The organism is Pedobacter nototheniae, assembly GCF_032678625.1.
GTDB lineage: Bacteria > Bacteroidota > Bacteroidia > Sphingobacteriales > Sphingobacteriaceae > Pedobacter > Pedobacter nototheniae_A.
Map to the genome: position 1 here is coordinate 943958 of NZ_JAVTSO010000001.1, position 12820 is coordinate 956777.

Sequence of the window (12820 nt, forward strand, 5' to 3'; positions counted from 1 at the left end):
GCCAGAAACGACTTGTAAACAAACCACATTTTTCAGGTAATTAATAGCCGCGGCGCTATTGATGGTTAATTTTCAAAGCGATGCAAATTGCATGGCAGGGATGTGTTTTGCCCAAACCAATTAACCTGATGATGATTTTTTATCAATCCTGATTCATTGTAAAGCTAATTGGCAATTTATAAAGATGATGGTGCTAATCTTCCAAATCAAACACTTTTAATATATTTCTTTAGGCCGTGCAACATTTCATTTGCCCTACGGTCTTATAGCTAACTAACCTAATCAAATGAAACTTTTCATCCCTCTGTTTTTAACCTTCATATATTCATTAAGTTTTGCGCAAACTACTGTAAAACCAAAAGAATTACAAGCTATACGTACTGCACAGGCACCTAAAATAGATGGTATATTAGATGATGCCTGTTGGGCCAATGTACCTGTTGCAACAGGTTTTGTCGAAAATCGTCCTGTACCCGGAAGGATAGAAAGCAATGAAAAACGTACCGAAATAAAAGTTTTATATGACGATGGTGCCGTTTACCTGTATGCGCGCATGTTTGATAAACCTGACAGCGTTGTACATGAGCTTGTAACCAGAGATAATATTGGTAATGCAGATTTTATAGGGGTCGTTTTTGATACTTTTTTAGATAGAAGAAATGGAAATGGCTTCTATGTTACAGCTGCGGGTGTACAGTTTGATGCTAAGTATGCACCTGATATTGATGAGGATGCCAACTGGAATGCTGTATGGGAAAGTGCAGTTAAAATTGATGATAAAGGCTGGACTTGTGAAATGAAAATTCCGTATTCTGCCTTACGTTTTTCGAGTAAAGATGTGCAAAGCTGGGGCATAAATTTTATAAGAAAAAGGCAGATCGCAAATCAGCAAACTTTTTGGAATTTTGTTGATCCTAAAGTAAACGGATTAATTAACCAAAGTGGTACTTTGGCCGGTTTAAAAGACATTAAGGCGCCGTTAAGGTTATCGTTTTCGCCTTATGTTTCTGCTTACATCAATCATTATCCGGCAAATTTACCTGGTGTAAAAAACACAACAACACGCTTCAACGGTGGTATGGATGTGAAATATGGCATTAGCAATAGCTTTACCCTTGATATGACCCTGGTGCCTGATTTTGGCCAGGTACAATCAGATAACAGAATATTAAACCTGACGCCTTTTGAAGTGAAATTTAATGAAAACCGCCAGTTTTTTACCGAAGGAACAGAGCTTTTTAATAAAGGAGATTTATTTTACTCTAAAAGAATTGGATCCATCCCTTCTTATTACGACCACAGTGGAATAAGTGCGACCGATAAAATTATAAAAGATCAAACTGAGGCAAAAGTTTTAAATGCAACGAAGGTTTCGGGCAGAACTTCTAAAGGTTTAGGAATTGGGGTTTTTAATGCAATAACCAATGCCATGCATACGGAAGTTGAAGATGAAAACGGCAACATAAGGCAAGTAGAAACCCAACCCCTAACCAATTATAATATTTTAGTTTTCGATCAGTCATTAAAAAATAACAGCTCGGCCACATTTATTAATACCAACGTGCTGAGGCAAGGCAGTGCCTACGATGCCAATGTAAGTGCTTTGCTTTTTACCCTAAACGATAAAAAGAACGAATATTTTGTAAGTGGGAATGGTAAATTAAGTTATTTAAAGGGAAAGGAAAGCAATACCGGTTATAGTTACGAGTTTAAAGGTGGCAGGCAAAGCGGTAATTTCAGATGGGAATATGCACAGCGTTATGCCGATGATAAATTTGATCCATCGGATATGGGCTTTTTTACCAATAATAATTTTCTCGATCAAACTATTATAACGCATTATGATGTTTTCAAGCCACACTCTTGGTACAATAAATGGCTAAATTATTCACTGATTTCCTATTCAAGAAGAGTTAATCCAGGCGATTATCAAAGTTTTAGTATTGAGGGCGGACCATATATTGAATTTAAAAACTTTTGGTCGGCAGAGGTAAACCTGAGTTACGGCGCATCCAGAAACGATTTTTACGAATCCAGGAACGGGCAAGTTTATAAGGCACCAGAAGAGTTTAGTGCGGTGCTCTTCATCAATCCCAATCGTGCAAAAGCTTATAACTTTGGTGGAAACATCAGGTACCGGGAACGTGAACTTTTTAAAGGAAAGGAATATAACTTCTATTTCTTTCAAAACTTAAGGTTGAGTGATAAAATTGCCCTTGGGTTGGATTTAGACTTTAACCCGAACTACAATTACGTAAACTGGGTTAAAGCCGTTGGTGATCAGGCTATTTTTTCTAAGTACGACAGAAACACCGTAGAAAATTCATTTGATGCAAAATATACTTTTAGCAATAGAATGGGATTAACAGTTGTGTTAAGGCATTATTGGAGCGACAGAAGAAATAAAGCCTACTATTTGCTTAAAAATGATGGAAACCTGGCTGATTATGAAGGCGCGCCACTAACCGGAACCGATCGTAATTATAACGTTTTTAATATCGACTTAATTTATACCTGGCAGTTTGCACCAGGTAGCGAACTCTCCCTATCTTATAAGGATGCGGCAGAAACCAACGATATTTATTATACCAAACGTTATAGTAAAAACCTGGATGGAATTTTATCCGCACCACAGAATAACAGCGTATCGGTAAAGGTTTTATATTATATTGATTATTTAAACCTCCGCAAGAAAAAGAAGGCATAATACTAAACAACAGCGGAGGTTTTTTAGAAAGACATTGTAAGACAAATTGCTTTAAATAAACTGTTTAGCCTTTGTTTTTGCCGGGCGTTACGCCAAATTTTTTCTTAAAGGCATGGCTAAAATGTTGTACGGACGAATAGCCTAAATCATCAGCAATCTGTTTAATGGTACAAGTTCCGGAGGAGAGCAAATCCTTAGCTTGTGCCATTTTATGATCGCCTAAATAACCGAAAACGCTATTTTGGAAAGTTTCCCTAAATCCATGCTTTAACTTAAATTCATTTATCCCCGCTATTTTAGCCAGCTCGCTTAAAGATGGTGGTTGGTTGGCGTGCTCAAGTAAATACTCACGGGCATAATAAATGCGGTCTTTATCGTAAGTGGTTTTTACAACGGTATTATTGGTTTCTTTTAAGGCCATTTCAAAGGCCTGTGCCTGTAAAGCCAATAATTCTACACATTTGGATTGTAGAAACAATAATTTTAAACCACCGCTAACCCTGCAGTTTATCACATCGTTAATACAGCTGTGCATGGCTAAGCTAATCGGTAAATTATCTTTAGATATCTCAACCGATTTGTTGTTCATAATGTTTTCGGCAAACTTCATCAGCAATGGGCTGCTATCTTTAGTCAGTTCAACAAACCGGTCTTTACTAAAATGGACTTCAAAAAATTTAAACTTTTGATCCGTTGGAAATTCAGCAATGCCATCAAAATCAGGTGTATAAATAATATTGTGCTGGTTAGGTTTAATGTTTAACCTTTTATTGGTTAAGTAATTTTCCATAATGCCGCCGCCACTAATGGAAAAGTGCATTTCTACCAATTCGGGTTCCTCAAAAGATTTAATCCTTAAACGCCCGTTTTTCACCAACATATCACCATAAACAATATAAATGCCCGAAAAAGCAATCTGCACCAGTTCGGCATCACCAAATGGGAAACTATAGATGTCTTTCCGTTCGGTTACCAACGATTGGTTTAATTCAAAGTTATTGAGTTGGTTTCCAACAATATAATGCTGGTCAAAATCGTCGTAAATGCTTAAAGCCATGAAATCCCTTTCATATAAATTTTAATCCTTATTATGTAAAATAAGTGTTGCATTTGACGATTAACTTTGTGTAAAGTTACTAAACAAATTAATACGATGCCAAAAATACCCACATGGTTAGCTAATGCCGTTGAGAAATTTATTAGCGACAAAATTCATCTCGTAGAAATTGTTAAAACAGAGATGATCAGTCAGGATATAAAACAGATTACCTTTAAGGGCGACTTTTTTACGGCGGATTTTGCGCCGGGACAGGAAGCTCTTTTTCGGATTAACGAACACGAATACCGCCATTATACACTTTCTGCTTTTGATAAGGAAAATGGAACCTGCGAAATTTTGTTCTACCTGAACGGGAAAGGAGAAGGAAGCGCCTGGGCCAAAAACCTGAAAATTGGGGAAAGTTTGAAACTAATTGCTGATAAAGGCAAAATCAAATACGATTATGAAGCAAATCAGCATTTTTTCTTTGGTGATGAAACTTCTATAGGATTATACGAATGGTTTAAAAATGTATCCCAGAATTTAGACCACGAATATTTCGGGATTTTAGAAATGCAGGAAGAAAATGAAGAATCGTTAAGACGAATAAAACTTTTGCTTGATGCAGTACCCGCAAGCCAGGAAGAGCCTGCATCAAATGCCATTAACTGGATGGATAATATGCATCCAAAGTGCTGGGAAATGTGGAAAGATGCCAAGTTTTATCTTTCCGGAAGATCAAGATCGGTTCAGAAGTTTAAAAAATACCTGCGCCAAAAAGGTGTGGCTACAAAACAAATCACAAGTATTCCTTATTGGGAAATTGGTGTTTTAGGTTTGTAAACTTATCTCGGAAATATAAAGGTAAAGCCAAGGGCCAGCGTTTGGCTGGCTTGCACCTTTGTATCGGTATCCCTATCGTAAAGTACAACGCCTGTTAAGCTGGTATTCATAAACCGGTTAATTTTTGCGGTTAAAGCAACATCTAAACGATGATCAACATTTTTAACGGCAATATCCTCGTAAGGGATAAACATGGCATAACGCGCTTTTAAATTGGTATTGGTAAAAATATCCTTATCAAAAGCAGCCACTACCTGAAAAGCCAGCTCGTTACGGAAGCGCTTGCCCGGATCTACCCCAAAGTTTTTAGAATTTGTTTTATATAAATTGGTGTCCAGTACAAATGTTTGGCGGGCAGTACCCGTACCAATTCGGGTAGAAAAATATTTATTTGGCTTATATTCAAAACCGATAGACTCCGTTAAATAACCCGGCCCCATAAATTTGGAGATTAGGGTTGCAGTTTCGGCACCGTTTACGGTACTGTAAGAATAACCATTATCAAATTGCGACTCGAAATTTATGGAACCAAAGAAAGACCAGTTTTTTGACAAGAGAAAAGAAGCTTTGTTATCCCAGTAAATACGATCGGTGGTTTTCTTTTGCAACTGCGCCTTGTTTTTTACCTTTCCATATTGTAAAATAACCTCGCTCACATAGCTGTAATTGTTTTTATTGTATTCGGCCTTGTAATTAAGTAAGCCACCAACAGCAAATGAGTTTACCCCCCCACCTTTCCAGTTATCACTAAATGCTGCCTGGTTAATGTTAATGCCTACCGAAGTTTTGGTTTTCCAGTAATTTACCTTTGCATTTACAATAAAAGGTTTAAGTTTTACAGGTTCAAAGTTTAGCGGTCCTTGTCTGCTTGGCAACGGATTACGCTTTAATTTTATGTTCAGGTCTTTGGTATTGATGGGAATGGTATCAATTTCCTGTGCATATAATTTTGTAGAGCAGATGCTTAGAATAACTAATAGTGCGGCTAAATAATTCTTCATTGGTTACAAAGAAAACGAAAAATACTTATAGATAAAAGGTTTAACGAAATGATTACGTGGTTAGATTTACATTTAACGTTTCCGGCTTCTTAGCCAGCCAAACCAGTTTCCCCTCTTTAAATAGGTAAAATCAGCCTCATGGTTGTAGGCTTCGCGTTCGAAAATGATATTTCGGTAAGCCAAATCATGGTTTTGATATTTAACCAGGTTTATTAAATAATTGAAGAAATAAAGGATATAAAAAGGAAAAATTAGCAGTTCTAACTGTTGACGAAGATGAATTTTTTCGTGATTGATAATTTCAGGATCTTTTTTTAGCCGGGCAGATTTTACCAGGATAAATGGAAATACAGCCATGCCCGCTGCGGGTAATTTCTTTACAATTAATATAGGTGCTTTCACAGCTTATCAATGCTTATTTTGGGTAAGGCCGGCAACTGCAGCGCTTTAGGGTTTAGTCTGTAACTTTTATATGCATTTCTAATAAACAAGTTAAAAGAATAATCAGTAGCATCCAGCACAAATTGGTACGTTGGCCTGTACTGCTGCATAAAATCTGTAAGTTCTGAGCCTTTTATTCCTAAAACCTGCTGCACCAGATTTGCATTAAACCTGTAGTCAATTAAGTCTTCGCGGTAATCTTTTTCCAGTATTTTTTGCAAATGGCGGGCATTTCTACCTTGTTTACTCAGCAGGTTATATATGGCATCGATACCCAAACCAACACCGCCATTGCCTAAATTCAATAAATCTTTGCTGCTGCCTTTCATGGTTTGATAACGATATTCTTTTATCGTTTTTTCGTACTGTTGTTGTGGCGTTAATCGTTTTTGCTGGATTAAAACATCCCTCAATCTGATTCCTAAAGATTTTAACTGGAAGTAAGCCGCAGGCTGGCCTTTAAAAACAAGGGTATCAACCCCGTAACCCGATAAGGCGGCCACTAAAGTATCGCCCGGAACCGCAAAGGTGCTAAATTCGCCCTTGGTATTGTTGTACAATCCATCGCCGGTGCGAATGTTATAAATATAAACTTTAGCCAAACGCTGTTTGGTTTCCTTGTCAATAACAATTCCCTGCACCGGTTTTTGTTGGGCGTAAAGCATCACAGAGATGCACAAAAAGGAAATAAAAACAGCAATAAATTTCATTAGTCTACAAAACTACAAATAAGCAAGGGGCAATGTTTAGGATTAACATTATTTAACCTTAAGCACCTGACCCAACTTTATGCCATCTGTGGTAATGTTGTTGAGCATTTTCAATTCATCCACACTTAAATTAAACCTTTTAGAGATGTTGTAAAGCGTATCGCCCTTAACAACGGTATAAGTTCCGTCGGCAATAATTGGCTTTGCGCCCGGTGGCGGGGTTTCAACAGGGGTAAATTTCTTTTTCTCCTGAGGGATATTTTCATTGATTTCAGTGAAAACACGGTCCTCACGAGCAATTTTTTGCTTTTCGGTTTCCGATTGATCGTATTGATAAAGCTGATATTTTTCGATAGTGGTAATCAGCATATCCGGATATTTAGGATTGGTGGCATAACCTGCCGTTTTTAGGCCTTGTGCCCAGCTTTTATAGTCATTTTTATCCAGCTGGAATAAAAAACTATAACGCTTGCGTTTTAAAAACTCAGAATGGTCTTTAAACGATTCGCGGGCATCTTTATACACCCTGAAGCAATCGTTTTTCTGGTCGTCATCGCGGAAATAATTTTTCCCCTTCCAGTCTGAGGTACATTTAATCCCGAAATGGTTATTGGCATATTTGGCCAAATCACTGTTTCCGCTGCCCGATTCCAAAATGCCCTGCGCTAAGGTAATACTCGCCGGAATTCCGTATGCATTCATTTCCTCTATTGCTACGGCTTTGAATTCATCAATATAACTTACTGTATTGTAACTTTTGTAATTGTTATTATTGGCTTTATTTGCAGCTTTTTCTATTTGTTTATTGTTTTTACTGTACTGGCGGGTTTTACAGGCACTGAATAAAACAACAAATAAGGCTAAATAGAGGTATTTTAATTTCATTTTAAGGGTGAGCTATGGTGTTGATGTGTTTTTATATTTTTCAGGTAAAGGTTAAAGCTTAATCTTTTGCCCCGGTTTTAGATTGGCCTTTTTAAGGCCGTTTTTCTGCATTAGTTTTTTAACAGTTGTACCTTTCTTTTTGGCTATAACGCTTAAATTATCTCCAGATTTAACGGTGTATTTTGAAGTTGATTTGTGGCTCCTACTTTTACGATGGTAAACCGCTGTTGCGTAAACAGGTTCTTCATAACCTTCCGGGCGTTCATCGTATTGATACAGTTCGTACTTTTTAATTAAGGCAATAACCTGGCTACTCCATGAGCGACTGTGTGCATAGCCACAACGCTGAATGCCCTTCGCCCAGCCTTTGTAATCGTACTGATCATATTTTTCAAAAAGATTATTAAAAGGAGACCGCGTTTCCATAATCTCAACAAAATGGCTGTAAGATTCATCTGCATTTAAATAGTCACGGTAAGAAGAACGAATATCTGCATTGTTGTTTGGCCCTTTTACACCAAAATGATTATTTAGATGTTGTGCTATTCTGCTGTTTCCTGCTGCCGATTCGTGAACCGCAACGGCTAAAATAATACTTGCCGGAATTTTATGGTCGCGCATTAAGCCTTGTGCAAAATCAACATGCTCTGCAATATAATCCTCCGTATCCTGCGCTTTTGCAAAAACAGTACTTAAAATTAAGAGGCAAAAGGTAAGTAATTTCATATTTCGTTTGGGTATTGGCCCGCCATATCTTTTTGATAATTAGTTAGCCAGTTTAAACAATTAATGCGGGTAAATAAATTAACCCTTCTTCCTGATCACAAATAAGCCATCTCTAACCGGTAAAATTAATTTCTCAACCCGTTCATCAGTAGCTATTTTATCATTAAAAGTAGTAATATTGCTGGTGTCTTTATCCTGTTTGTCTAAAAGTACTTTTCCACTCCATAGTACATTATCAACAATGATTATTCCACCGGGGCGAACGCGATCAAATATCAGGTCGTAATAAGTACCGTTATTTTTCTTATCCGCATCTATAAAAACCAGGTCGAACGTTTCATGTAAACTGTTTGCCGTTTCAATGGCATTGCCCAGTATATATTTAATTTTGCCATTGTATGCTGATTGTGCAAAATTAGCCCTTACCATATCTTCCAGTTCGGCATTAATATCTAATGTATAAATTATGCCATCGGCCGATAAACCTTCGGCAAGGCAAAGTGTAGCATATCCGGTAAAGGTGCCTATTTCTAAAATCCTTTTTGGCGAAACCATTTTGCTTAGCATACTTAAAACCCTGCCCTGGTAATGGCCGGATAACATACGTGGCATTAAAACTTTAAGATTGGTTTCGCGATCTATTTTTTGAAGCAATTCGCTTTCAGGCTCGCAGTAATTGAGTAGTAATTGTTGTAAATCTTCGTTTATCAAGCTCATATATTGTGGTTATAAACGGTTGCTTTCCATAAAATATTGTAAAATGATGGTTGCCGCAATGGTATCAACCCTATCCTTATCTCTCCGGTCTGATTTTTTTAAACCACTTTGCATAATGGCCTGATGCGCCATTTTAGAAGTAAAGCGCTCATCAACCCAGTGCCTCGGTACATCAGGGAATGCTTTTTTAAGCAGCGTGGCAAACCCTTTTACATGTGGCGCAGAGTCTGATGGAGAGCCATCCATTTGCTTTGGATCACCTATAACAAAGGCCTCTACCGGCTCTGTAAGCATGTATTTTTTAATGTATTCAATCACATCTTTTGGATGCACCGTATCCAGGCCAGTTGCAATAATCTGCAAAGGATCCGTTACCGCAATGCCAATGCGTTTAGTTCCATAATCAAAAGCAAGAATTCGGGCCATGTATATTGGTTAAGTGTTGCTGTTTTGCCTGGGTGATTAACCCGCTTTAAAAATTTAAAAGCCCAAAGGTAAGGTTTTTGAAATAATAGGTAAATCGGGAATCAACAGGGTTTTTCAATATAAAATATGTACTTCCAGCGTAAGATCATAATCACGAATGTGTGAATATCACATCTATTTCTTATTTTGCACCAAATGCAGTTTAAAGAAATCATAGGACAGGAAAGAATTAAGCAACAATTGGTGCAAACGGTTAAGGAAAACCGGATTAGCCACGCGCAGCTTTTTTTATCGCCGGCGGGTTCTGGTGCATTGCCTTTGGCAATTGCTTATGCACAATACATCAATTGCCTTGAAAAGGGCGAAAAAGATAGCTGCGGTACCTGTTCAAGCTGTAGAAAGTACGAAAGGCTTATCCATCCGGATTTACATTTCTCCTATCCGTTTTTTGCCTCAGCCAGCATTAAAACGGCTGTTGATGTACTTGATGAATGGAGGAATATGGTTTTACAAGATGCCTATTTTGACATGGACATTTGGCGTTCGAAGCTCGATGCAGCTAATAAACAAGCCAATATTAACATTGCCGAATGTCACGATATTATAAAAAAACTAAGTTATAAAGCTTTTGAAGCCGAAACCAAAGTTTTAATTATGTGGCTGCCCGAGTATTTGGATAAGGCAGGAAATGCTTTGCTAAAACTCATTGAAGAACCACCTGCTAATACTTTATTTATTTTAATTGCCCAAAGTCAGGATCAGATTTTAACAACAATTTTATCACGTACGCAAATTGTTAAAATCCCTAAATTAAGCAGTGAAGAAGTTTCAGGTTATTTGTTAAAAAGTAGTGGCTTAAATGAGCATCAGGCAATTGATTACGCTTTTTTGGCAGACGGAAATTTAATTGAGGCTAAGGCATTAGCTGCCGATACACAAAGCGACAGTTCGGGTACTTTTACGGCCTGGTTAAGAATGGGATTTGGCAATAAAGTGCCGGATTTAATTGATTTTACTGACGAGGCGGCCAAGTGGGGGCGGGAAAACCAGAAGAATTTTTTAAAATATGGTGTAAATTATTTACGCGAATGCTGTTTAATTTTAAGTGGTGCCGAAGAATTGGTAAAACTGCCACCATTAACGTTTGAAACAGCAAAAAAACTAAGTACACACGTACTTACCTTACCAATGGCAGAAGCTATAATTGGCGAACTGGAGAAGGCACATTATCATATAGAACGGAATGCAAACCCAAAAATTCTGTTTTTAGATGTATCTTTACAACTGGTAAAAATTATCAAGTTTAAAACGCTCCCTGCGGGGACTCAATATATATACAATTAATATGGGATGTGGAAGTTGTTCAACAGGTGGTGGTTGCACCCCTAATGGATGCAAAAGTAATGGCTCATGTGGTACCGGTGGGTGCCAAACAATGGAAGTGCACGATTGGCTATCCAACCTGGATATGCCTTCTAACTATAAACCTTTTCAGGTTACAGAAATAAAATTTAAAGGTTCACGTAAGGAATTTTTTCTAAACAGCGATAATATTTACCTGGAAATTGGCGAATTGGTTGCTGTTGAAGGACCAACCGGTGGTTTTGATGTTGGACACGTTTCGCTTACCGGCGAATTGGTGCGGATTCAAATGAAGCGACGCAAAACGACAATGGATCAGGTGGTGAAGAAAATTTACCGTAAAGCAACCGAAGCGGATGTAGAAAAATGGAATGCGGCTAAGGGAATGGAATGGGAAACTATGCATAAAGCCCGTAAACTGGCATTGGATTTACGTCTGTCGATGAAAATTAGTGATGTGGATTACCAGGCTGATAAAACCAAGGCAACGTTTTTTTATACTGCTGATGGTCGTGTAGATTTTCGTGAACTGATTAAAAAAATGGCTGAAAGCTTTAGAATCAGGATTGAAATGCGCCAGATCGGGATGCGCCAGGAAGCCGGCCGTTTAGGTGGAATTGGCTCTTGCGGCCGCGAATTGTGCTGCTCAACCTGGCTTACAAATTTTAAAACGGTTTCTACAGCCGCTGCCCGTTATCAAAACTTATCTTTAAATACATTGAAACTTGCCGGGCAATGCGGTAAACTTAAATGTTGTTTAAATTATGAATTGGATACTTATTTAGATGCTTTAAAAGATATTCCGGATAGAATTGAAAACCTGGATACTGAAGGAGGTTATGCCCGCCATCAAAAAACAGATATTTTCAAAAAGATTATGTGGTTTAGTTACCCGAATGATGAAAACTGGATTCCGGTTGCAGCCGCTCGTGTAAAAGAGATCATGGCCATGAACAAAGCAGGCAAAAAAGCACCTAATTTGAAAGAAGAAGCAGTTAAAATTGCTGCGCCTGTTGTGGTAGAAAAATCTTTCGATTACGAAAATGTTGTTGGTCAAGACAGTTTAACCCGTTTGGATGAACGTTCTAAAAACAGAAATAACAGCCAGAACAAAAATAACAATCAGAAAAACAACCGTAATAAAAGGGAAAGAACGCAAAATAACGATGCTTCGGCTCAAACGGCTAAGCCGCAACAACCACAAGGACAAAAACCTCAAAAAAGCGGAGGAAAGCCTCAGCAAAATACCGGGCAAAAACCTCAACAACCAGTTGTGCCAAAACCGCAGCATGTTAATGGCCCAAAACCTCAAAACGCACCAAAAACTCCACAAACCCCCAAGCCTGTTGTAAAAGCTGAAGGCAATGTGCCGGCCGAAGGTGTTAAAGCAGAACCGGGTAAAAATAAGAACAGAAATAACCGCAGAAAAAATAATAATCGCCGAAAAGATAACAATGGCTCAGAAAATAAACCAGCTGCTGAATAAAAGAGCGATCCTTTTTTTAGGGTTTTTATTATTTGTAACATTCATTTCGGGATGTACAACCAGTATTGTGGATACGAATGTGCAAATACCCGATCGTAAGTGGACTTACAGGAACCGTATTGCAACTTTATTCGAAATTAAGGATAATACCAAAGCGTATAATATTTATTTTAAACTCAGGCATACCGCCGAATATCGGTATTCTAATATCTACATTTTAGTACATTTCTTTGATGGAAAGGATAAAGTAACCAAACGGTATCAATATAAATTGGCTAAAAATGATGGTGAATGGCTCGGAAGCGGCTCGGGTAATGTATTTAGTTATACCCTGCCGGTACGTACCCAATATCATTTCCCAAGAAACGGCAAGTTTAAAATAGAAGTAGAACAAAATATGCGAGACAATCCGTTAGTGGAAATTAGCGATGTTGGCCTGGCTGTAATGGAAACTATAAATAAATAAACCGCTTAATA

13 protein-coding genes are annotated in these 12820 nt (G+C 37.9%); 5 read left to right on the forward strand and 8 right to left on the reverse strand.

Features of this window, described 5'->3' with window-relative positions:
* Positions 1-286 precede the first annotated feature (286 nt).
* On the forward strand, positions 287-2707 hold the full coding sequence (locus R2Q77_RS04310; protein WP_316802472.1) for a DUF5916 domain-containing protein: 2421 nt from the start codon (positions 287-289) through the stop codon (positions 2705-2707).
* A gap of 64 nt (positions 2708-2771) precedes the next feature.
* Here the strand turns inward: R2Q77_RS04310 and R2Q77_RS04315 are convergent, their stop codons facing one another.
* Positions 2772-3764 carry an AraC family transcriptional regulator gene (locus R2Q77_RS04315; RefSeq protein ID WP_316802473.1) on the reverse strand — a complete coding sequence of 331 codons (993 nt, stop codon included), beginning with the start codon at positions 3762-3764 and terminating at the stop codon, positions 2772-2774.
* 96 nt (positions 3765-3860) lie between these two features.
* Between R2Q77_RS04315 and R2Q77_RS04320 the strand changes: the two genes are divergently transcribed.
* On the forward strand, positions 3861-4589 hold the full coding sequence (locus R2Q77_RS04320) for a siderophore-interacting protein (RefSeq protein WP_316802474.1): 729 nt from the start codon (positions 3861-3863) through the stop codon (positions 4587-4589).
* A gap of 2 nt (positions 4590-4591) precedes the next feature.
* Here R2Q77_RS04320 and R2Q77_RS04325 read toward each other — a convergent pair whose 3' ends face one another.
* The 7 genes from R2Q77_RS04325 to ruvX form a co-directional block, all read right to left on the reverse strand.
* The gene (locus tag R2Q77_RS04325; RefSeq protein WP_316802475.1) at positions 4592-5590 is read right to left on the reverse strand and encodes a DUF3078 domain-containing protein; all 999 of its coding nucleotides are present in this window, start codon (positions 5588-5590) and stop codon (positions 4592-4594) included.
* A gap of 72 nt (positions 5591-5662) precedes the next feature.
* Positions 5663-5992, reverse strand: a complete 330-nt coding sequence (locus tag R2Q77_RS04330) for a hypothetical protein (protein ID WP_316802476.1) — start codon at positions 5990-5992, stop codon at positions 5663-5665.
* Entirely contained in the window at positions 5989-6741 is a 753-nt protein-coding gene (locus R2Q77_RS04335) for a hypothetical protein (protein WP_316802477.1), read from the reverse strand. The genes R2Q77_RS04330 and R2Q77_RS04335 overlap by 4 nt, the downstream gene beginning before the upstream one ends.
* Before the next feature lie 48 nt (positions 6742-6789).
* Positions 6790-7626, reverse strand: a complete 837-nt coding sequence (locus tag R2Q77_RS04340) for a glucosaminidase domain-containing protein (RefSeq protein ID WP_316802478.1) — start codon at positions 7624-7626, stop codon at positions 6790-6792.
* Between the two features lie 51 nt (positions 7627-7677).
* Positions 7678-8352 carry a glucosaminidase domain-containing protein gene (locus tag R2Q77_RS04345; RefSeq protein ID WP_316802479.1) on the reverse strand — a complete coding sequence of 225 codons (675 nt, stop codon included), beginning with the start codon at positions 8350-8352 and terminating at the stop codon, positions 7678-7680.
* Positions 8353-8430: 78 nt separating this feature from the next.
* A complete protein-coding gene (locus R2Q77_RS04350; protein ID WP_316802480.1) occupies positions 8431-9069 on the reverse strand; it encodes an O-methyltransferase in 639 nt (212 codons plus the stop codon).
* A gap of 9 nt (positions 9070-9078) precedes the next feature.
* Positions 9079-9495 (reverse strand): Holliday junction resolvase RuvX, encoded by a 417-nt coding sequence (gene ruvX, locus R2Q77_RS04355; RefSeq protein ID WP_316802481.1) that lies wholly within the window; start codon positions 9493-9495, stop codon positions 9079-9081.
* Between the two features lie 195 nt (positions 9496-9690).
* Between ruvX and R2Q77_RS04360 the strand changes: the two genes are divergently transcribed.
* From R2Q77_RS04360 to R2Q77_RS04370, 3 genes are read left to right on the forward strand one after another with little or no spacing between them, the layout of a single operon-like run.
* Complete coding sequence (locus R2Q77_RS04360) at positions 9691-10839, forward strand: hypothetical protein (protein ID WP_316802482.1); 1149 nt, start codon at positions 9691-9693, stop codon at positions 10837-10839.
* Position 10840: 1 nt separating this feature from the next.
* Positions 10841-12343 (forward strand): regulatory iron-sulfur-containing complex subunit RicT, encoded by a 1503-nt coding sequence (gene ricT / locus R2Q77_RS04365; protein ID WP_316802483.1) that lies wholly within the window; start codon positions 10841-10843, stop codon positions 12341-12343.
* Complete coding sequence (locus tag R2Q77_RS04370; protein WP_316802484.1) at positions 12312-12809, forward strand: gliding motility lipoprotein GldH; 498 nt, start codon at positions 12312-12314, stop codon at positions 12807-12809. The genes ricT and R2Q77_RS04370 overlap by 32 nt, the downstream gene beginning before the upstream one ends.
* Positions 12810-12820: the final 11 nt, after the last annotated feature.

Excerpts from the sequence above, each read along its gene's own strand:
- R2Q77_RS04350 (WP_316802480.1), bottom strand. The coding sequence starts at position 9,069 with ATGAGCTTGATAAACGAAGATTTACAACAATTACTACTCAATTACTGC.
- R2Q77_RS04335 (WP_316802477.1), bottom strand. The coding sequence starts at position 6,741 with ATGAAATTTATTGCTGTTTTTATTTCCTTTTTGTGCATCTCTGTGATG.
- R2Q77_RS04345 (WP_316802479.1), bottom strand. The coding sequence starts at position 8,352 with ATGAAATTACTTACCTTTTGCCTCTTAATTTTAAGTACTGTTTTTGCA.
- R2Q77_RS04325 (WP_316802475.1), bottom strand. The coding sequence starts at position 5,590 with ATGAAGAATTATTTAGCCGCACTATTAGTTATTCTAAGCATCTGCTCT.
- R2Q77_RS04340 (WP_316802478.1), bottom strand. The coding sequence starts at position 7,626 with ATGAAATTAAAATACCTCTATTTAGCCTTATTTGTTGTTTTATTCAGT.
- ruvX (WP_316802481.1), bottom strand. The coding sequence starts at position 9,495 with ATGGCCCGAATTCTTGCTTTTGATTATGGAACTAAACGCATTGGCATT.
- R2Q77_RS04315 (WP_316802473.1), bottom strand. The coding sequence starts at position 3,764 with ATGGCTTTAAGCATTTACGACGATTTTGACCAGCATTATATTGTTGGA.
- R2Q77_RS04370 (WP_316802484.1), top strand. The coding sequence starts at position 12,312 with ATGGCTCAGAAAATAAACCAGCTGCTGAATAAAAGAGCGATCCTTTTT.
- R2Q77_RS04310 (WP_316802472.1), top strand. The coding sequence starts at position 287 with ATGAAACTTTTCATCCCTCTGTTTTTAACCTTCATATATTCATTAAGT.
- ricT (WP_316802483.1), top strand. The coding sequence starts at position 10,841 with ATGGGATGTGGAAGTTGTTCAACAGGTGGTGGTTGCACCCCTAATGGA.
- R2Q77_RS04320 (WP_316802474.1), top strand. The coding sequence starts at position 3,861 with ATGCCAAAAATACCCACATGGTTAGCTAATGCCGTTGAGAAATTTATT.
- R2Q77_RS04360 (WP_316802482.1), top strand. The coding sequence starts at position 9,691 with ATGCAGTTTAAAGAAATCATAGGACAGGAAAGAATTAAGCAACAATTG.